Here is an 18948-nt window from a genome sequence, read left to right as displayed (position 1 = left end):
TCCCCCATTTTTGGGGGATTCTTTATGTTTAATTCCCGGTTAAAAAAATCGTAGGGGCGGGTTCACCGACCATAATTGCCTAAAATCGACTATCTCAAAAACCCGCCCCGGCAATTGTATTATGCGCGATCGATTGGACGATATCTGACAATTAGTCGTTGGGTGGGGGCGGGTTTACGATATTATTCATTTTAGGCAAGTATTGTTGGTGAACCCGCCCCTACAGCAATCATGTCAATCGATCGGACATGATGATATCACTAGGAAAGAAAGAACTCCCTCCCCGTGTTCGGGAAGCGGTAAAGTCGTTCTTTGTAAGGCATAATGAACTTGTCGCCCTACGTATGGGAGCCACAGCCAGTGCTGATAGGTTGGTAGCCTGGACGCACTGGCTTTCTGACGAATGTGATGTTCTCCTCTCATACTACGGACAAATGGTGGTTAAGTCAACTTAACCAGAGGAATTCTGAATTTGGATAGTTAATGAGTAGTGTGGGGGAAAAACTCAAACAGCGACGCCAATCGCTGTCTTTGACGCAGCAGCAAGTTGCTGATGAATTGGGCGTGACTGTAACCACTGTGAAAAATTGGGAAGCGGGCAGACATATTCCAAAACTCTATCTCGAACAGACGAAAGCATTGTGCGACCTCCTGAAGCTTTCCTTAGACGATTTGGTAGATTAAATATTTGTATGGTGCGTCGCTACGAGATTTTCAAGCCGATCCGCAGATTATAGACAGCGACGCACCCTACGGTATCTACAGAACTTCATCAGATACAATTCTGAATTAAACGGAAATGATTAAAAGCCCGATCGTACAATTAAAACTAGCCTGTTTTTTAGAATATGAAGATTCGCTGCATTGCCAACAAAGGGGCTTATTTGCCGGAAAACTACCTAAATCCACCGTTAGACATCACCCAAGAAACTGAATTTAAACTGATAGTAGGGAAAGAGTATATTGTCTATGCTATCTCTGAATGACAAGGGAATTTATCGTACTGTATTTGCGATGAGCGGTATACTTATTATCCCATACACAATCGGGCCCCGTTATTTGAGATAGTAGATGCTAGATATTCTCGATATTGGCAAGTGCAATTAGCAACTAACGGTTTGTTAGAGATTGCTTTTGAGCATTGGTTTTCCATACCTTATTGTTACGATAAACTAACGGACGGAGAAGAAGCAACTGTTTTGATTTTTGAGAAAATGAAAGAACTGATGGATGCTGAAGCTGCAATTCCTCAACCCCAACCTTTCTCAGTTGATGAGTTGCTGGCGATGCCTCCATTGCAGCCGGATCAACTAGCAAAACTCCCCAGTTGAAATCATGTCAAACCACCAAAATTAACCTAGAGAATACGATGCCGTTCTCGGCGGCAAAAATTTAATTCCTGTCAATGCTGCGGTACTCGGAGGTATCCCCGGCGTTAAAAGTCGCTTAGCTTCACCCGCGATCGAAGTTAGAATCGCCGCACTCTCCGAAGCGCTGAAATATGGAGAAGCAGGCTTAGACTTGATAATTCAAGCATTGGGGGATGAGTCAATGCAGGTGAAATTTGCTGCCTATTCACTGTTGAAAGATAGGGATAAGGAGAAATTCAAACAACATTTACGTAACTATTTTGAATTTGATGTCATCACAGTCGATGCGTATGGAAAAGAAAACAATCGCAGAAAGTCCTTTGCTCACTTTTTTTCGGAAAACTTAGGTGACGGCATTGTACTGGAAATGGTATACATTCCCGGCGGTACATTTATGATGGGTTCCCTCGACAGCGAATTAGGACGAGAGGATGATGAAAACCACCAGCATCAAGTCACAGTACCTGCTTTTTATGCAGGAAAATACCCCATCACTCAAGCACAGTGGAAAGCAGTGATGGGAAAAAACCCATCGTGGTTTCTATCGTGGTCTATAGATTATAAAAAACTTCCCGTTGAATGTGTATGGTGGAATAGGGCCGTCGAATTCTGTGGCAAACTCTCGCAAAAAACCGGGGAAAGATATCGCCTCCTGAGTGAAGCAGAATGGGAATACGCCTGTCGTGCGGGTACAACAACCCCATTTCATTTTGGGGAAACCATTACCCCGGAATTAGTCAACTATGACGGAAACTACCCCTACGCAAAAGCCCCCAAAGGACTTTGGGGGCGAGAAACAACTGATGTAGGGAGTTTTCCCCCCAATGCTTTTGGACTGTACAATATGCACGGCAATGTTTGGGAGTGGTGCAGCGATACGTGGCATGATAGCTACAATGGCGCACCAACTGACGGAAGTTCCTGGGAAGCTGGCACAGACGATCGCCGGGTGCTGCGTGGCGGTTCTTGGCTCAACAATGCGATCCTTTGCCGCAGTGCCTATCGTACCAGGAACCCGGCGATCGTCCGCAGCAACGACATCGGTTTTCGCGTTGCTTTGGTTTCCGGTTCTGTGCTGTAGTCTCCCATGTTGACAACTGTCGTTACACAGACAAAGAGAGTATTAGACTCGGATTTGGTTTGATATTAAGCAACTGCAAACCCAGTATTAACCCGCATTTCAGGAGGATAAAAAGCCAGCACGATATCCTGCGGTAAAACTCCAGCTTCTAGCAATTCTTGAGTCACTCCTTCTTCAATACCATCCCATTCAATCCAAATCTTCCCTTCGCGAAGGCGGAGGTGCAAAACAATATTGTGAACTCTGCCAGTTTGATTCCATCCTGCACCCATCAATAAATAGTTATCGTTTTGTCGATCGCAAATTGTCAGACTTTCAATTTCGGGCTGACTGGATTTATACTGTCCGTGAACGGCTACAATTTTTTGAACTATCTGCCGATACTTTTCTAGCTTATCCATTGTACTATCTCCTCTGAACTTGGATTAAAAACAATTAACTTAATTTCTTGGTCTTGAACGATCGTTTGAATAGAAACACGCATAAAAAATCCTTGATAAATTTGTTGAGGTACTGCTAAATATATTTCTCTTTCGGGATGCTGCCGCCTCAAAAAGCCTCGGTATATATTGTATTGTCCGACAGCTTTTTCTAGTTCGGAAACTAATGAAGGACTCGTAAAGCTTTTGATTTCTACAACAATTTTTCGATGATTCCTTTCAGCAGCGAATAGCTTCTCTGCTGCTAAATCCGCATAGAGACGCAGGTCTTGAAATTCGATTGTCAGCGGATCGTCTGTAATTTCCCAGCCATCTTTGGCTAAAGCATTTTTGACGCAATCATGATAGATGTCTTGTCTTGGCATGAAAGTAATTATACCAAAAAATTGATTGACCTTTCAGGGGCGGCGTCGGAGCAACGACCCATCGTGCGTTATTTGAAAATATATTTCCGCTTCTGCAACAGCAAAGTGGCGGTTAAATAAACTGCTGCGTGCAATCCTAAAATTCCCCAATTCAAAGCCAAGTTTTGCCAAGTCGGTTCGTAGACTGCACTTTTCTCGAATAACTGCGGTAAGATTGTACGATCGCGCAATCTTACCGCACTTCCCTCAACCGTTCACATAATAATCCCGCGTTCCCTTCGCATTCATGGCTTCTCCGAGTCGATTTAACCCGTACACGTAAGCAGCAGTCCTCATGGAAACTGACAATTCCTGAGATTTTTTCCAAATTGCCTCAGTTTCTTCGACCATTTTATGCTTCAACCGCTGATTGACTTCCTCCAGCGTCCAATAAAGTCCGCTGCGGTTTTGCACCCACTCGAAATAACTAACCGTTACGCCTCCGGCATTGACTAAAATATCAGGAATTACCTGAATTCCCCGCGTTTCTAAAATCAAATCAGCAGCCGAATCAATCGGCCCGTTAGCTACTTCAAAAATAAACTTAGCCTTAACATCATTAACATTGGCTTCTGTTATTTGATTCTCCAAAGCGGCAGGAACCAGCACGTCTACATCTAATGCTAAAAGTTGCTCATTTGTCAATACTTCGTGTTCGATAATATTGCAAACAGAACCTTCGCAGTAAAGAGCTTTGATACCTTTGTTAGAGTCTTTAAAGCCTCGAATACTGGGGATATCCAGTCCTTGTTTAGCATAAATTCCCCCTTGGGAATCGCTGACAGCAACAACTTTGTAACCTGCTTTCCAGAGCAGTTCTGCTATTTCTGCACCGGCATTACCAAAACCTTGTACCGCTACAGTTGTATCTTGAGGATTTAGCTCAAATTTGGGTAAGATAGTTTCTACTACAAAAAAAGCACCCATTGCTGTGGCTGTATCTCTGCCCAAACTGCCGCCAATTGTCACTGGTTTTCCAGTCACCACCGCTGGAGAAAGCTGCCGCTTAATAATATTGTACTGATCCATCATCCAACCCATAATCATGGGGTTGGTGTAGACATCCGGCGCGGGAATATCGACATCCGGGCCGATGAAATCTGCGATCGCATCGACATAGCCCCGGCTCAACCGTTCCAATTCCAGTTTAGACAATTCCTTGGGATTGAGAGTAATTCCGCCCTTGGCTCCTCCAAAAGGCAAGTTCAAAACTGCACATTTAAAAGTCATCCAAAATGCTAAGGATTGCACTTCATCAAGGGAGACTCCCGGATGATAGCGCACTCCTCCTTTAGACGGGCCTCTGGTATTGTCGTAGCGCACCCGATAACCTTGGAAAATTCGCAGGGAACCGTCGTCCATCCGCACGGGAATCGATACAACTAAACTGGATTTGGGGTATTTCAGCCGTTCGATTGTATCCTCGGAAAGCGACACATATTTTAAGGCTCGTTCTAATCGGCGGCTGGCATCGGCAAATAATGAATCAGACATAATTGGAAGGAAGAAGGAAAGCACGACACGGATTTTGACACGGATACACGGATTAATTATTTAGTGTCCGTCAGATTTTGAAGTCAGAGAGAGAAGAAGCAAGAATAGCTGATATCTTAATTTTAAGTGTCTCGGCTAATCTACTGGTTTTCCTATACATTTTAATTTAATCACAATCCAGGTTGAATTCTGTCAACTGTCAACGGTTAACTGTTCACAAACTGCCTTGTGTCGATCGACAATATCGCAGTGCCAAGCAGGATTAAGCAGATACACTTACAATAGAGGGTGATATTTAAGCTCAAGCCTCAATTTGAGTTCGATCGCTCAAATCACAGTCAGCCATCAGGGGAATTAAATTCTGAAATAGATCGAGGCTTTAGCTGACGTTAGAAACTGAATTATTATTATGGTTGGACTCCTAGCCGCACTCTCTGCGTCTGCGGCAGGGGGTATGAGAATTGCCCTGCCCCTGCTGTTAATTGGTTTGTTGCGGATTGACAAACTTTGGTCGGAAATACCTCTCTTGTCGGGGGTTCCACCCCAGGTGGCGATCGCCATCTTGGTGAGTTGGTCGCTGTTAGAATTATTTGCTTCTAAAACCTTTGTAGGACAGCGGGTACTGCAAATTGTGCAAATTATTTTCAGCCCCATTGTAGGAGCAATTATGGGAATTGCGATCGCTCAAGTAAGTTCGATCGACGAAATTATTGCTCACCCTTGGATGCTGTGGATAATTGGTATTGTCGGAGGTTTGTTGGCTTTAGTGCTGCAACTGGTACAAGCAGGATGGTTTTACCGGCTGCGCGGTTTGCCGATTTGGGTGATTTTCCTCCAAGATGTTTTGTGCATTTCCTTGGTTTTGTTTGCTTTTGACGCACCGCGGCAGGGGGGGTTAGTGGCGATGATGCTGCTGTGGCTGGCAATTCGCAGTTCTAAAGAGTGGTATCGATGGTATAAAAGTCAGGGAATACCGGGCGACAGGGGAAATCCCCGCCGCCGCAAGGGCGATCCTGATTAATTTAATGATTGGTTATTGGTTATTGGTTATTGGTTATTTAAGTGAAATTCAAAATATGTAGGTTGGGTTGAGGTAACGAAACCCAACTCTGGGTTGGAAATAAGCTATATGTAGGTTGGGTTGAGGTAACGAAACCCAACTCTGGGTTGGAAATAAGGTGTTGGGTTTTGCTATCGCTCAACCCAACCTACTTCTGTCAACTGCCAACTAACTATGAGCGATTTAAAGCAAGCCGATCGAGTGTAGCGGGCCCTGACCCGTAATTAACTCCAACAATAGTGCCACAAAACCAATCATCGCCACACGACCGTTCCAGACTTCCGCCCCCGTGGTCAAACCCCACTCCCACTGCTCTTGAGGGTACATTTTCACTATCTTGGAAGGGCGTATAACATCGGAGAATTTAACGCTGGGAGATTCGATCGACTCGATGACTAAATCTGCCAAAGCTTCAATAAACACCGGATGAGTATTCAGGGCCGGCACTCGGTAGAAATTTTTAATCCCGGATTCTTCTGCTATTTCTCGATACTCCATGTCAATTTCTTGCAGAGTCTCGATGTGTTCGGAAACAAAACTAATCGGAACTACCAACAAATCTTGGACTCCATTCTCTGCCAATTCGGTAATGGCGTCTTCGGTGTAAGGCTTGAGCCATTCCACCGGGCCAACCCGACTTTGATAAGCTAGAGTGTGTTCGTTCGATCGGTTCAAATGTTCCATAATCAGACGAGTGCAATCTTCTATCTCGCGCTGATAGGGGTCTCCCGCCTCTTCTACGTAGCTGAGGGGGACGCCGTGGGCGCTGAAAAAGATGTGAACTCGATCGGGATTCGGATTGTGGTCTAGTTGTTGGGCTATCAATTCCGACATTGCCTGAATGTAACCAGGCCGCTGATACCAAGAAGGAATCGCGGTATATTGTATATCCTTGAGGTCAGGATCTTTGCCCCACATTTCTTCTAGCTGCCGGAAGCTAGAACCGCTGGTGCTGATGGAAAATTGAGGATACAGCGGCAAGATTGTCAAATGTTCGATGCGATCGCGCTTTATTTTGGCGATCGCCTCTTCGGTAAAAGGATGCCAGTAGCGCATCCCCACGTATACTCGAGCATCCTGTCCCTTTTCTTGCAATAGTTCTTGCAGGGAAGTGGCTTGTTCCTCAGTAATTCGCCGCAAAGGAGAGCCGCCACCGATTTGGCGGTAGTTTTCCTGGGATTTTTGAAAGCGCAGGGTCGAAATCAACCAGGCGAGAGGTTTTTGCATCCACGGAAACGGGATGCGAATGATTTCCGGGTCAGCAAACAAGTTGAACAGGAAAGGACGGACATCCTCGATTTGATCTGGCCCGCCCAAGTTTAATAGCAATACTCCCACACGACCCATAGCGCTTACAGCTCTCCCATCGTCTCAGTTCTGTTACTTATCTTTATCATTTGACACTCCCGGGCCTACAGGCGTGGGGATTCTTAATTCAGCGACTGACCTTTAAGCGCTATGTCCTTGCGGCAATTTTTAAACCTTTCAACCGTAGAAAATACCACCAATTGACGAGTTCAACTCACAGCAACCCTCTTTGGGTCTGTCTCCAAAAGCGTACTAGGATATAGCCTAGAGTTCGGGTATGCCCTACCCTACTTAACAAATGAACCAAATATTTGTTTCCTGGTTAAGAGAATACGTTTATTCTCTAGCTGTTTTAAGAGTTTTCGCTGCTCTGTGTCCAACAGTTTGTGCCTAAAAGTGTGTCTTAACTGTTTCACTCTTAGCAAAGGAGTTTAACCTTGACTATCGTAGTATACCACAAGTGCCAGCAATTCCCTGATTTTTGGGAATGGATTTAAGAAATTAAAGCCGTGCTAGAAGGAGGGGGTTTTAAACCCTATTTCCCGATAATATCTTAAGTCGATAGCAAGGTATAAATAATTTTGACTATGGCAACACTTTTTAGAGATTTAAGTTATCGGTATCAGTGTCTCTAGGATTGCGATCGCGCGTCTGGCTGCTTTGAGCGTAGGCGGCCATGCTCGTTTGGGTCACAACGGCCAACGAAAAATGTACCATCAGCCAATTATTATTTAGAAGATTTTGCCGACTGTCAGTTTGACAGGAGTACACAGCAGCGTTGTGATGCACGAAATGCAACGGGCGCAATTGCGACAAATCTTTCAGGAAGTATACCGCGTGCTTAAGCCCGGTGGTCTATTCATTTTGGTAGATATTCACCGGCATACAAATCCGGTATTTAGGTCAGGGTTGGCTGTATTTTTGTGGTTGTTTGAGACTGAAACTGACTTGGGGAGTTTGTTGGCAGAGGTAGAATGGCGATCGGACAATTCCGAAGTAACTCCACAACCCAAACTTTATGCTGGTGGCAGCATCCAAATAATCGAAGTTCAAAAGTCATATCAAATCCGATAGCATCGTCGGGCATCAAATCCAATCAACCGTCAACAATCACCGAGGGTGCAACCGGAATTCATCTAATTTATCTGCGTTAATCTGTGTTTATCTGCCTGTATCTGCGGTTAAAAAAAGAAAAATTAACCGCAGATGAGAATGGATTGACGCCCATTCACGCAGATAAAGAGAATAGATATCTGAATAATTCCGATGCGAACAGATTTGATATCATTGGTTTCCCTATCAATCCAGATAATCTGCAATAAGTCTACTAATGACTAATGACTCATGACTAAACAAACTTTTTAGCTGCTGCCAAAGCAGCCTCAAACTTGAGCAATACATCTTTTTCTGTGTGAATAGCTTTCTCTTGTTCCAGCAGCGGACGGCCAAAGCGAAAAATGCCGTCCTGTTCAACGTGGTCTACATAAGGTAGCGTTTCTGGATGCGGCAAAAATTTTCTGCCGATGGTGTACGGCGTGTGGAAAGAAAAGCTAAAATCTGGAAACTTGTCGCTCTTGATTTCCAGGTAGTAAAGCGAGTAATAATCTTTGGTTTCGCAGTACACACATTCGCGGCACTTATTTACAAGTTTGCGGTTCTGATAGAAAAAGTCCCACTTGTCCCAATAGTAGGCATCTTTCATCATTTCCTGGTGGTCGTCGCACAGTTCGAGATATAATTTGTCAGAATCCGCCGGACGGTAGAAGTACAGCATGGCGTAGGGCATTTCAATCAGTAACTTGACTGCTTGATTTTTTCGCTGATACCATTCCTGCTGGTGAGTTTCGTAGATTTCCTTATATTTATTAATTGATTTAAAGCTGTTGAGCTGATTTTCTTTTGCCCACCGCGACGCCCAAACTGTCCAGTAAGCTAGCTGGAAGGTTGCTGAAATTTCTTCCGAACCTTGTTCTTTCCAGTCGGCAATGATTTTTTCCCACTCTGAACTAAAAGCTACTCGTGATTGTTCGTTTTCTTCTGGCTTTTCTGTATTGATTGGGGTGGGTATTTTGTAATTATTTTTAATCAGCCCTTTGGGTTCTTTGCGCCAATTATTAATATCGGTTGGCGTTAGACTTAAGATGAATCTTCTGTCGTGAACGGGATATTCTAAATGGATTCCTGATTTGCGGAAAGAGCGGTATTCTAAAATAGGGAGTTTGTCTTGTTCAATCCACTGCTGGCGTTCTGCGGGGGAACACTTGAGTATTGTTTCTAATTCTACCGGATCGACGGCTAATTCACTTTTGAATGTCTCCCAAAATCTTTCTTGTTCGGCTGGATTTGCTTCCAGGAGGGATACAATTTGGTTGACGAGGTGATCCGTTTGGTCTTGGCAATTTTCGGGAAGTCCTAAGAAGTCGAGGAGTTTGGTCTTGAGTATTCGTCTGGCAGAGATTAGCTCGGCTAACATGAGAAGCTCCAGTAGAGTCATGAGTTGCGCCCTTGAACTGGCAAGATTTGCACAAGTCTTATATATCTTAACTCAATTGGCGCAAGTCCCACGCTGTAATTGTACTCAATTGGGCGTTGGGATATAAGCTTTCGCAAGGTCTATGAAATAATCAAAAATTTCCTGATTTCTCACAAAAAGATGGTAAGATATAAGTGGTTGCGACCCACCCACTCGGCTGCAAACAATAGGTCACAGTAGCAGTAGTATGCTTACCAAGGATAACTGCGAGAGAAAGGGGGAAAAGACAGACCGCTGGTTATTGGGATACGTTCTAATGTGAAATACAATCCAAGTTTGTCATACGGAATAGTTTTTTGCCTTGGGAAACAGGGTTTCTGCGTGGGTTCCCTATGAAGGGATAAAGGCTGCCAAGCCAGAGATGCTGTGTAAGACTTGGATCGTCTTAGGTGACGAATACCCAGTAATGGGATACCCAACAGAGCAACGGCAAATGAGACACGAAGCCTACACTATACCGCAAGGTTAGTGTTAGGTATTTCACTAGATTCTCCTGGGTTGTCGGCAATTGAAAGGTCGGCGCGAGCGAAGCTATCCCATTGTGCCTGCGGGCCCGTTGCGGTAGGGAATCGCCGAACCTCGGCCTCATCCCTAAGCAAAAATACTCAAAACAAGGGCAAAAGACCGATCGACTTTTTGCCCTGATTGGCTAAAACTCATAGGTTGCACCATTCTCAATTACTTGTTTGGGAACAGGCAAGATGCCTGTTCCACAAAATATAAATTTTCTTGTGGAACAGGCATCTTGCCTGTTGCGGACAATGGTGCAAGATATCAGCTAAAATCGATAATTGCGATCGCGCACCCACAAACTCACAGGCACAGCATGGCCTGTTTTGTCAACCTTTACTTCCACCAAAAAAGATTGTCGCTGCTTCCTTTGAGCTTCGCTAATCTCCTGATTGACTTTTTCCCTTTCATCCTCTGGCATATAATAAGTTTCTAAGCCGTATTCCATCTGCCAACCGTTATATTTGCCCTTAATTGCGATTTGATTGGCGGGCAAATTGCCGGGATTTTCTAGACTGACGCGGACGGGTGTCCAAGCTTGGGGGCGGCCGGGATTAGTCGCAGTTTTTGGGGATTCTAAGATTACATAAAAACTGGTTTGTGGTTTGAGATTGTGCGTATTTTTGGGACAAACAATTCCGGGCGGACAAAGTGTTTTTTCGGTAGGTAAATCTTTCCAGCCGGGGAGTTTTTGGAGATTTGTGAGATCGGAAATATCATAGCTCAAAACTTGGTAATATCCGCGCAAAAAGTCGTAAGGGTCTACTGGTGCTGTTTGTAGGACAACTGTTTTGCCAGTAATAAAAGTGTAAACTGCGGTGGCGGGTACGGCGGCAATTAGTCCGATTTGCAGCAGCAAAGGAACCCACATTCGCCACGCAGGAAGGCGTTTTGCTTCCGGGGGAAGCTGAAACAGATTTGTTGTATCTGGATTTTCAACTAATAAGTCAATGTTGTTTGTGTTCATGTTATGTATGGGTTATATTGTTTACGGTTGTTTCGGAATGATTAAACCACAGAGAACGCAGAGGGCGCTGAGTGAGAGAAGAGAGAGATGAATAATTTCTATTCATCGGGGATTTTTGCGAAGTGACGCTCGAACCACAAACCCGCAGCAATTACACCAATTCCGCACAAAACAAATACAAAAGATTTGAGCAACAATCCTGTGTTATATTCAAAGACTCGGCTGATAATTTGTAGGGTGATTAATACCATGCCTCCCCAAAAAGTCCGGCGGTTTCCTAATGCTAAACCTTCTCGGATTAAGCCGACAGCGAGCAAAAATGATAAAACATTGAACAGAAAAGTTGCTAATTGAGGAAGGGGAGTAAAATTGAGGTGAATAAGCGGTATTAAGGCGCTGGCGAGGATTAAAATGCCGATCGCACTTGTAGTCAAATCCACTGCTTTTTGTCTTGGTCGCCGCAGTTCCAAACGTCCCAAGCGCAGCCACTCAAACACCGTGAAACCGCCCAAAACAGCCACATTTGCCAGCAAAACCCAATCCGACTCCGTTGGCGCAGGATTCGGCAAATCTTGCCAAAACCAGTGGAAAGAAAGAACATAAAACACACCGGCGAGAAACAGCAGGGCTAAACTGCGGGCGGTAGGTTGAAACAGCTTGCTGCGTACCTTGGGCCAGATTGCATCGTCGTATCCCCACAGCAAAGCGGGCGGTAAGGCACAAAAAATTGCAGCAGCCCAGGTTGGATTTAACCCTTGGACTATAGAAACTTCTAGGGAAAAAATTATCGCGATCGCACCTATGGCAAAAATAGCACGCGATCGACACCAATAAGCCAGCGGCACAAACATTATACTGGCTGCGATCGGCATTTGCCGCACCAAAACTTCCAGCCAAGAAAACTCGACTTTGGAAGACCAATCTAACACGGCAAACCAATAGCCCCAACCGATTAAAAGTGCGGACAAAACGCCCAAAGAAGTCAACCGCAAACTGTAAGCCATTCCGAGCACGCCGATTCCCCAAGCAAGGAAAAGTCCGTAGGAAGAACCGCCAATATGGAACATTTGCGCCATCAATGCCATATTTGCTCCTAAAATCAGAGCACCTAACAGCAACAATCCTTCACCTAGGAGTTTGTTTCGCCCTTTTGTTGCGGGCATATTGGGATTGGAGTTTTTGCTTCGGGATGGGGGAATTCGCCACAGATAGAAACCTGCTGCATTGACTGCTACGAAAAGACTTAGCAGCAGTGCAACTCTCACTTCGCGCGACCAAACTTGCCAGTTTGCGGCTACAAAGGTGATGACTCCTATACCGAGGAGAATGCCGCCGAGACTCATCAGAATACTGAGGAATCGGTTGCGGGAGGCCGTTTCGAGTGTGTTGAATTGGTAGCGTTCCGAAAGTTGTTGGTAGAATGAAGTGTCGATGAGTCCTTCTGCTTGCCAGAGTTTGGCTTGTTCTCGCAACTCGCGCCGAAATTTATCTGAAATCATTGTTTATATTCCAGAGGATTTGAACTGTGATAGCTATTAATATGTCATTTGTGGGGCGATCGTCGGTGGAGGCTGGGACACCTGTCTAACTTGCACAAAAGTCTTTTTTGGGTTTTGATGTTAGTTTCAATCCCTAATAGGGGTTTAGTTTGATTGCGGCTGCGGGGCATAAAATATGCGTGGAATATGCCGAATGAGTTTCAATCCCTAATAGGGGTTGAGTTGGATTGCGGCGCTGGTGTTACGAAGCCATCAACATGATTAAGGCCATGTTTCAATCCCTGATAGGGATTTAGGTTTATTGCAACTTTCAACCACCTTCGACCCTTTCCATATAAATGCCAAGTTTCAACCCCTAATAGGGGTTGAGTTGGATTGTGGTCTGCTGGACAAGTTACAATTTGTCTAGTAAACAACTGGACAAGTAGATAAATGACAGAATTACACTCGGTAGTGTCTTTGCTCGCTCGATACAATCTGAAGAGCAGGGAAGCTATATTTAGATAACCATCTTAATTACTTTAATGGAAATCATTCGCAAGCAATTGATAATTCAAAATTAATTCATCAAAAGTTAAAGCAACATATTCTGCCTGCTCTTTTTGAGGAGCTTCTGGCCAGTATTTAGTTATTTCGGATTCACCCAGCGATTGATTGTACAGTAGTTTTTTTGGTAGATATCCTATTTGCGGATAATCACGGTCTGGTATCCAGCTTTGCAAAGTAGTTTTGACATACTTTTCAAATTTAATATATAACTCTGTATCGGTAGAATTTTCTAGTTTAACAGAAGTTAATACATCATTAATTCTACTTACAATTTCGGAGTCAGTATGCCCCCAATCCTCCAGATATATTCCCAGTTGCAAAACCTTAGATAGAACTCCTACTATTTGAAGAACTGGTGTGAATGGTAGTGGAGAAACAGGCTGGACTTTTTCTATTGTGGATTCTATAAATTCAGTGGCTGATAGTGCTTCTCTTACTTTGTAATAATCACTTTTTTCTATTGTTTTACTCGTTTTACCCATTGTAGAATTATCTATTAAGTCATTAAAAGTATTTACATCCGAAAATCCATAAGCAACTGTAGGAAATGTAAGAATGAGACAAAGCACAGCAATTAATAGTTTGTATACCATTATTTTTCTCCTCTAGTAATAATTTTCATTTCTTCGTTTCAATCCCTGATAGGGATTTAGGTTGATTGCAACTGTCTGCGTCTGGGATCGTATATTTCATACACCAGTTTCAATCCCTGATAGGGAGTTAGGTTGATTGCAACATTATACCCCCTTTGAAGCTCCCGCGTCAAGAGCGTTTCAATCCCTGATAGGGATTTAGGTTGATTGTAACGGGGATAGCTGGTACTTGTCTGACATTTCTCCCGCTATTTCAATCCCTGATAGGGATTTAGGTTGATTGCAACTTGAGGACGCAAAACAAGAGTTAGAGATCCTTAAATCTGTTTCAATCCCTGATAGGGATTTAGGTTGATTGCAACCTTTAAGTTTCGCTCTAACAGTCACACCATTTTTAGATAGTGACGTGAGAATATCACCAACCTTACTTGGCTAAATAAATCTAGGCGGGGAAACTCGTATTTCCCCGCCTAAGCCCTGTAAACTCTGCTACAGGAAACTAAATTTTGAAAAACTATTGACCCATTGCATTTTCGTAAGATGTCCAATATTCATCCATACTACCTTCTGGACGAACCCGACTCAATCCAGCCCATATTGCAGTATCAGTCACAAAAACTACCGTCCCTTGTTGTAATTTTAAACATTCACCCGATTGATAAGCTGTTAGAAGTCCTTTAACAAAAGCCTCTTTATCACCATTCACAAGAGTCTCAACTAGCTTCTGATGGTAATCCTTATGAACACACCCAAAACCACCTTTCGTAGATACTACCCTCTTCAATCCCTCTGCATTAACCGGACTAACTACAACAAATAGGGTTATAGCCAGCATTACAACCATGAAAACTATCTTTTTCATATCTTTGTTCTTGTTGAGATAAACAAATAGATATTAACAGCATACACCCTTAAACCCGTCCTTTACATCAACACCCCACACCATAAGTTTCAATCCCTGATAGGGATTTAGGTTGATTGCAACTAGAAAAAGCTGAGGGTATTTACTCTGTTCCCAAGTTTCAATCCCTGATAGGGATTTAGGTTGATTGCAACTTCACCCCTTAATCGCAATAAGTAATAGTCCATGTTTCAATCCCTGATAGGGAGTTAGGTTGATTGCAACCTAGGTGGAATGGCGGGTACGTGTCCGATATCAGGTTTCAATCCCTGATAGGGAGTTAGGTTGATTGCAACAGTCGCTACCCAGTATTGATGCCGGATAGCATAATAGCCGGCGTTTCAATCCCTGATAGGGAGTTAGGTTGATTGCAACTTACATCAAACTCAGCAAAGAAGGACTGATGTCATGTTTTAATCCCTGATAGGGAGTTAGGTTGATTGCAACTCAGGCGACAAAAGATTACATCCTTGAGGTTTATCGAGGTTTCAATCCCTGATAGGGAGTTAGGTTGATTGCAACCTGCGGTCGATCCGCAACCGCGTACTGGCAGGCGAGTTTCAATCCCTGATAGGGAGTTAGGTTGATTGCAACTTGTGGTTCTCAGGAGGAAATTGCTCAAATTGGGTTTCAATCCCTGATAGGGAGTTAGGTTGATTGCAACGCTGATCGAAGTATTCGGATCGATTAAATCGACTTTGTTTCAATCCCTGATAGGGAGTTAGGTTGATTGCAACACGCCTCGATATCTGGCTCGGCTATCATCCTGGTAAAAAGTTTCAATCCCTGATAGGGAGTTAGGTTGATTGCAACTATCGACGATTCTCCGATCGGGAACGCAATTCGAGTTTCAATCCCTGATAGGGAGTTAGGTTGATTGCAACTGTAGCAACAATCCGGCTTTAGCTTCACTCATTCCGTTTCAATCCCTGATAGGGAGTTAGGTTGATTGCAACCCCTGGAGCGCCTGGAGGCGCGCCGTATCTGCGGTTTCAATCCCTGATAGGGAGTTAGGTTGATTGCAACGGTGCGGATGCCGATAGCGCTCATTGCATCATAGAGTTTCAATCCCTGATAGGGAGTTAGGTTGATTGCAACAGTTGGTTTCTGAAACTCTTACTGTATTTAGTTTTCAAGGTTCGTTTGCGTTTGTACATATTAAAAGTACCATTTCAATACCGACCTGTCAAGAGGCAAAATTCTCAACAGCCCTCAAAACCCATCACAGCAAGCATTACAGCGTTTCCGCCAACCTGTTTTTTTCCGAAAGTGGCTCAAATCCTTACATAGCCAGCGATACAACCGAAAAAAACCACCCCCAAAAAAAAAAAACACCTACCCATTCCCAGAAATCTCAACCCTCAACCCGATTCAAATTCCAGTCGTAAGGCAAAAAAACGATCGCCCATCCATCACCCACAGCCGCCTCCGGCCCCAAATAACCGCCCACATACTCAGCCACCGAACCCGCCGCCTTTACAAAATCCTCCCCGTACCACTTAAAAATCTTGCTCAAATAAAGCGTCTTTTTCTGGGCATCATATCGCACCTTATCAGGATTGTGAATAAAACGGCTGGCATCCGCTTCTAGTTGAGTCCGTACCGACTCCGGGAAATAAGCCCCCCGGCGCAGCAGCGGGCACCCGACAGAAGCGCAAACTAATGCAAAATGGATGCGCGGTTCCGCAAATTCCGGCCGCAATATTCCGTGTTCGATTTGATTGAGACTGTACTTTTTGCCGCCAATAATCGAATTTGAACGAGTGAAAAAATCCAAAAAACTCAGCCAGTTGGGAATTCCCAAAACTTTGGGACGGATGGACGCGATCGGATATACTTCCAGAACTTGAGAAATTGCGATCGCATTATACGCATTCAGCCACAACGCCAGCCGCGCATCCGCATCAGTACCATCGGCCAAATCCACAGCGGCCAAACTTTCCAGCCACCCCCTCAAAACATCCGCCCCCTCAGCTTTCCAGCCCCGATAATTGACGCGGCCCAAATCGTCAACGTAGCGTTGCAGCAACTCGTCCCAAATCGTAAAGTCGATAGTAGCGATCATTTATTACTATCCCTAATGTAAGGCGGGCATTGGTTTAGCTTCTGCTTCTATTTAATACTAGCCTCAACCCAAATAACACCTGCAACCTGAGCATTTTTTTGATTAACCCCCTCAAACGGACTCTGGATTAAATTAGCTTGAGTAAAATTAGCGCCTTGTAAATTAGCTTGCAGCCAAGCAGCCCCGCTCAAATTTGCCCCGGATCAATTAGCTTGTCTAAAATTTGCTGATCTCAAATCTGCCCCTTGCAAATTCGCATTTACTAAACTCGCGTACCGCAGGGAATGCTGATCAAATCACCGCCCGGACACTGGTTAGTTTACCACAACTAATTGACTTGCTGCGGCTTAGGTGAAATCACTGGTGTAGCCAACCCGGAAATCATTCCCCATGAAACTGCTCCCAAAGTTACAGATTTCCTGCTCTTTACATTCTACAATCTTAAAAGATTCTTAATTTCAATTTCAACGGGGATCGGTTTCTTCCGGTACAACACCCCTCTCACTTTGAGCTGCATTTTTTTTAATTTCCCTTACCTTCCTAACAAATTATGACGGATCAAACCAACTTTTTCGATAAACTGTTAGCGGCTGTTGAAAGCAATCAAAGTTTGCTTTATTTAGCCCTCGACCCCGACCCGGAAACCTTGCCCCCGCAGGTTTCCATGACTGGGGAAGAAACTCAAACTTTTGTAACTGATTTGTTGTCAAAGCTAAAAAGTGCGATCGACCAAACAGCCGATTTAATCTGTGCCTGCAAAATCACCCTCGGTTTTTACCAATCTCTCGGTATTCCCGGTTGGGCATTACTGCAAGAAATTTTAACAATTATTCCCCCTCACCTGCCAGTAATTTTAGATGCCAAACACTGCGATTTAAATACCAGCACAGTGTTTGCCAAAATTGTATTTCAAGACTGGCGAGTTGACGCTATTACCTTAAGTCCCTATGCCGGATTCGACCAAGTAGCGCCATTTTTGTTATACGCCGGAAAAACTGTTTTTGTCCTCTGTGCCACCGCCAACCCGTCAGGGGCTGCTTTGCAAGAATACCCGACGCCAAACAACCCTTTTTACTTGCAATTAGTCCGACTCTCTCAAACTTGGGGAACTCCCGAAAAACTCGGTTTAGAAGTAGGAGTAATGCCGGATATGTTAGCCCGCATCCGCAAAGAAGCTCCTGAACGCCTAATTTTAGTCGAAGGAGACATCGCCGAAGAAAATGACTTGACAGAAGAAAACGACCTCGCACAACTGCTGGCGGCCGGTTTAAGCACAAATGGTGAAGATTTATTGCTGCCAGTCCCTCCAAGTTTATTAGCGGGAAAAGAGCCGCGCCGAGAAATTGAGAAATTGCGGGATAATATTAATCAACAGAGGGTGCGGGCGATCGAAGGTAGTCCCACTTGCGAACTGTGGCTGCCCGATGTTTGCTTTTTGCAACCGGAACCTCACCGCGATTTAATCTTGCAACTTTATGACATCGGCTGCGTAGTTTTTGGCGACCACGTACAAGCATCGGGAGCCGTATTTCCATATTACATCGACTTGCGGAAAATTATCTCAATTCCGCAGATTTTCCACCAAATTGTCAGCGCTTATGCAGACATTCTTAAAAATTTAAAATTCGATCGCATTGCGGGAATTCCCTACGGTTCTTTACCCACAGCAACGGGTTTAGCATTGCGGATGGAACGCCCGATGATTTTCCCGCGCAAGGAAGTGAAAACATACGGTGCAGGCAAATTAATTGAGGGGCATTTTCAGGCAGGAGAAACGATTGTTGTAGTCGATGATATTTTGATTAGCGGCAAAAGCGTGATGGAAGGCGCAGCCAAGTTAAAATCGGCTGGCTTGAATGTGGAAGATATCGTGGTATTGATCGACCACGAACAGGGAGTTAAAGATAAGATGCAGGCCAACGGTTATCGCGCACATTCTGTGTTAGCGCTATCGGAAATTGCTCAAACTTTGTATCAAGCAAATCGCATCGATACCGAGCAATTCAATCTTTTGAAACCGGAACATTAAACCCCAATTCCTGTAGGGGCGGGTTCGCCCGGAGCTATAAAACTCACAAAGAATTATCATAAACCCGCCCCCACCAACGAATAATTTACATTAATTATTTTCAATATTTTAATGATTTATATTTTAATTAATGGCGGGTGGGGGC

20 protein-coding genes and 2 CRISPR repeat arrays are annotated in these 18948 nt (G+C 44.3%); of the genes, 7 read left to right on the top strand and 13 right to left on the bottom strand.

Features of this window, described 5'->3' with window-relative positions:
- Nucleotides 1-483 precede the first annotated feature (483 nt).
- The 4 genes from QUA50_RS00380 (at nucleotide 484) to QUA50_RS00365 (ending at nucleotide 2451) form a co-directional block, all read left to right on the top strand.
- Nucleotides 484-684: a helix-turn-helix transcriptional regulator gene (locus QUA50_RS00380; RefSeq protein ID WP_015175486.1), complete on the top strand. Its 201-nt coding sequence runs from the start codon at nucleotides 484-486 to the stop codon at nucleotides 682-684.
- Nucleotides 685-848: 164 nt separating this feature from the next.
- Nucleotides 849-986: a hypothetical protein gene (locus tag QUA50_RS00375; RefSeq protein WP_333258889.1), complete on the top strand. Its 138-nt coding sequence runs from the start codon at nucleotides 849-851 to the stop codon at nucleotides 984-986.
- 111 nt (nucleotides 987-1097) lie between these two features.
- Nucleotides 1098-1331, top strand: a complete 234-nt coding sequence (locus QUA50_RS00370) for a hypothetical protein (RefSeq protein WP_333258891.1) — start codon at nucleotides 1098-1100, stop codon at nucleotides 1329-1331.
- A 190-nt stretch (nucleotides 1332-1521) separates the two neighbouring features.
- A complete protein-coding gene (locus tag QUA50_RS00365) occupies nucleotides 1522-2451 on the top strand; it encodes a formylglycine-generating enzyme family protein (protein WP_333258893.1) in 930 nt (309 codons plus the stop codon).
- Nucleotides 2452-2516: 65 nt separating this feature from the next.
- On the opposite strand, the gene QUA50_RS00360 is transcribed toward QUA50_RS00365, so the two are convergent.
- The 4 genes from QUA50_RS00360 to QUA50_RS00345 form a co-directional block, all read right to left on the bottom strand.
- On the bottom strand, nucleotides 2517-2852 hold the full coding sequence (locus tag QUA50_RS00360) for a XisI protein (protein WP_333258895.1): 336 nt from the start codon (nucleotides 2850-2852) through the stop codon (nucleotides 2517-2519).
- Complete coding sequence (locus QUA50_RS00355) at nucleotides 2840-3256, bottom strand: element excision factor XisH family protein (RefSeq protein ID WP_333258897.1); 417 nt, start codon at nucleotides 3254-3256, stop codon at nucleotides 2840-2842. The genes QUA50_RS00360 and QUA50_RS00355 overlap by 13 nt, the downstream gene beginning before the upstream one ends.
- A gap of 68 nt (nucleotides 3257-3324) precedes the next feature.
- Nucleotides 3325-3486 (bottom strand): hypothetical protein, encoded by a 162-nt coding sequence (locus QUA50_RS00350; protein ID WP_333258899.1) that lies wholly within the window; start codon nucleotides 3484-3486, stop codon nucleotides 3325-3327.
- 16 nt (nucleotides 3487-3502) lie between these two features.
- Complete coding sequence (locus tag QUA50_RS00345; RefSeq protein WP_333258901.1) at nucleotides 3503-4789, bottom strand: Glu/Leu/Phe/Val dehydrogenase; 1287 nt, start codon at nucleotides 4787-4789, stop codon at nucleotides 3503-3505.
- A 409-nt stretch (nucleotides 4790-5198) separates the two neighbouring features.
- Between QUA50_RS00345 and QUA50_RS00340 the strand changes: the two genes are divergently transcribed.
- Nucleotides 5199-5810, top strand: a complete 612-nt coding sequence (locus tag QUA50_RS00340) for a DUF4126 domain-containing protein (RefSeq protein ID WP_333258903.1) — start codon at nucleotides 5199-5201, stop codon at nucleotides 5808-5810.
- 222 nt (nucleotides 5811-6032) lie between these two features.
- Here QUA50_RS00340 and hemH read toward each other — a convergent pair whose 3' ends face one another.
- On the bottom strand, nucleotides 6033-7196 hold the full coding sequence (hemH, locus tag QUA50_RS00335; protein WP_333258905.1) for a ferrochelatase: 1164 nt from the start codon (nucleotides 7194-7196) through the stop codon (nucleotides 6033-6035).
- A gap of 702 nt (nucleotides 7197-7898) precedes the next feature.
- Between hemH and QUA50_RS00330 the strand changes: the two genes are divergently transcribed.
- A complete protein-coding gene (locus QUA50_RS00330; protein ID WP_333258906.1) occupies nucleotides 7899-8231 on the top strand; it encodes a methyltransferase domain-containing protein in 333 nt (110 codons plus the stop codon).
- A gap of 274 nt (nucleotides 8232-8505) precedes the next feature.
- Here the strand turns inward: QUA50_RS00330 and QUA50_RS00325 are convergent, their stop codons facing one another.
- The 8 genes from QUA50_RS00325 to QUA50_RS00290 all read right to left on the bottom strand — a co-directional run bounded on the left by QUA50_RS00325 (nucleotide 8506) and on the right by QUA50_RS00290 (nucleotide 17055).
- Nucleotides 8506-9630, bottom strand: a complete 1125-nt coding sequence (locus QUA50_RS00325) for a hypothetical protein (RefSeq protein ID WP_333258909.1) — start codon at nucleotides 9628-9630, stop codon at nucleotides 8506-8508.
- Nucleotides 9631-10468: 838 nt separating this feature from the next.
- On the bottom strand, nucleotides 10469-11167 hold the full coding sequence (locus QUA50_RS00320; protein WP_333258911.1) for a GDYXXLXY domain-containing protein: 699 nt from the start codon (nucleotides 11165-11167) through the stop codon (nucleotides 10469-10471).
- Nucleotides 11168-11265: 98 nt separating this feature from the next.
- On the bottom strand, nucleotides 11266-12666 hold the full coding sequence (locus QUA50_RS00315) for a DUF2157 domain-containing protein (RefSeq protein ID WP_333258913.1): 1401 nt from the start codon (nucleotides 12664-12666) through the stop codon (nucleotides 11266-11268).
- A gap of 521 nt (nucleotides 12667-13187) precedes the next feature.
- Nucleotides 13188-13808 (bottom strand): hypothetical protein, encoded by a 621-nt coding sequence (locus QUA50_RS00310; RefSeq protein ID WP_333258915.1) that lies wholly within the window; start codon nucleotides 13806-13808, stop codon nucleotides 13188-13190.
- Between the two features lie 35 nt (nucleotides 13809-13843).
- Nucleotides 13844-14170: direct repeats of the CRISPR family, unit length 37 nt; unit sequence GTTTCAATCCCTGATAGGGAGTTAGGTTGATTGCAAC.
- 152 nt (nucleotides 14171-14322) lie between these two features.
- Nucleotides 14323-14670, bottom strand: a complete 348-nt coding sequence (locus QUA50_RS00305; RefSeq protein WP_333258917.1) for a hypothetical protein — start codon at nucleotides 14668-14670, stop codon at nucleotides 14323-14325.
- Nucleotides 14671-14755: 85 nt separating this feature from the next.
- A CRISPR array of direct repeats spans nucleotides 14756-15807; the repeat unit is 37 nt; unit sequence GTTTCAATCCCTGATAGGGAGTTAGGTTGATTGCAAC.
- Nucleotides 15808-16063: 256 nt separating this feature from the next.
- Nucleotides 16064-16774, bottom strand: coding sequence for a DUF547 domain-containing protein (locus QUA50_RS00300; protein ID WP_333258919.1), 711 nt, complete (start codon nucleotides 16772-16774; stop codon nucleotides 16064-16066).
- Nucleotides 16775-16821: 47 nt separating this feature from the next.
- Complete coding sequence (locus QUA50_RS00295; RefSeq protein WP_333258921.1) at nucleotides 16822-16965, bottom strand: pentapeptide repeat-containing protein; 144 nt, start codon at nucleotides 16963-16965, stop codon at nucleotides 16822-16824.
- A 12-nt stretch (nucleotides 16966-16977) separates the two neighbouring features.
- Nucleotides 16978-17055, bottom strand: a complete 78-nt coding sequence (locus QUA50_RS00290) for a pentapeptide repeat-containing protein (RefSeq protein WP_333299431.1) — start codon at nucleotides 17053-17055, stop codon at nucleotides 16978-16980.
- A gap of 269 nt (nucleotides 17056-17324) precedes the next feature.
- On the opposite strand from QUA50_RS00290, the gene QUA50_RS00285 reads away from it, so the two are divergent.
- The gene (locus QUA50_RS00285) at nucleotides 17325-18803 is read left to right on the top strand and encodes a bifunctional orotidine-5'-phosphate decarboxylase/orotate phosphoribosyltransferase (protein WP_333258923.1); all 1479 of its coding nucleotides are present in this window, start codon (nucleotides 17325-17327) and stop codon (nucleotides 18801-18803) included.
- Nucleotides 18804-18948: the final 145 nt, after the last annotated feature.

This window comes from Microcoleus sp. M2_D5 (assembly GCF_036701935.1).
In the GTDB taxonomy this organism is placed as follows: domain Bacteria; phylum Cyanobacteriota; class Cyanobacteriia; order Cyanobacteriales; family Microcoleaceae; genus Microcoleus.
This window is presented reverse-complemented; position numbering and strand designations above follow the sequence as displayed.

What these genes read in the sequence shown, in the direction of transcription:
- QUA50_RS00380 (WP_015175486.1), top strand. Translation starts at nt 484, where the DNA reads ATGAGTAGTGTGGGGGAAAAACTCAAACAGCGACGCCAATCGCTGTCT.
- QUA50_RS00375 (WP_333258889.1), top strand. Translation starts at nt 849, where the DNA reads ATGAAGATTCGCTGCATTGCCAACAAAGGGGCTTATTTGCCGGAAAAC.
- QUA50_RS00360 (WP_333258895.1), bottom strand. Translation starts at nt 2,852, where the DNA reads ATGGATAAGCTAGAAAAGTATCGGCAGATAGTTCAAAAAATTGTAGCC.
- QUA50_RS00355 (WP_333258897.1), bottom strand. Translation starts at nt 3,256, where the DNA reads ATGCCAAGACAAGACATCTATCATGATTGCGTCAAAAATGCTTTAGCC.
- QUA50_RS00345 (WP_333258901.1), bottom strand. Translation starts at nt 4,789, where the DNA reads ATGTCTGATTCATTATTTGCCGATGCCAGCCGCCGATTAGAACGAGCC.
- QUA50_RS00340 (WP_333258903.1), top strand. Translation starts at nt 5,199, where the DNA reads ATGGTTGGACTCCTAGCCGCACTCTCTGCGTCTGCGGCAGGGGGTATG.
- hemH (WP_333258905.1), bottom strand. Translation starts at nt 7,196, where the DNA reads ATGGGTCGTGTGGGAGTATTGCTATTAAACTTGGGCGGGCCAGATCAA.
- QUA50_RS00325 (WP_333258909.1), bottom strand. Translation starts at nt 9,630, where the DNA reads ATGTTAGCCGAGCTAATCTCTGCCAGACGAATACTCAAGACCAAACTC.
- QUA50_RS00320 (WP_333258911.1), bottom strand. Translation starts at nt 11,167, where the DNA reads ATGAACACAAACAACATTGACTTATTAGTTGAAAATCCAGATACAACA.
- QUA50_RS00315 (WP_333258913.1), bottom strand. Translation starts at nt 12,666, where the DNA reads ATGATTTCAGATAAATTTCGGCGCGAGTTGCGAGAACAAGCCAAACTC.
- QUA50_RS00310 (WP_333258915.1), bottom strand. Translation starts at nt 13,808, where the DNA reads ATGGTATACAAACTATTAATTGCTGTGCTTTGTCTCATTCTTACATTT.
- QUA50_RS00305 (WP_333258917.1), bottom strand. Translation starts at nt 14,670, where the DNA reads ATGAAAAAGATAGTTTTCATGGTTGTAATGCTGGCTATAACCCTATTT.
- QUA50_RS00300 (WP_333258919.1), bottom strand. Translation starts at nt 16,774, where the DNA reads ATGATCGCTACTATCGACTTTACGATTTGGGACGAGTTGCTGCAACGC.
- QUA50_RS00285 (WP_333258923.1), top strand. Translation starts at nt 17,325, where the DNA reads ATGACGGATCAAACCAACTTTTTCGATAAACTGTTAGCGGCTGTTGAA.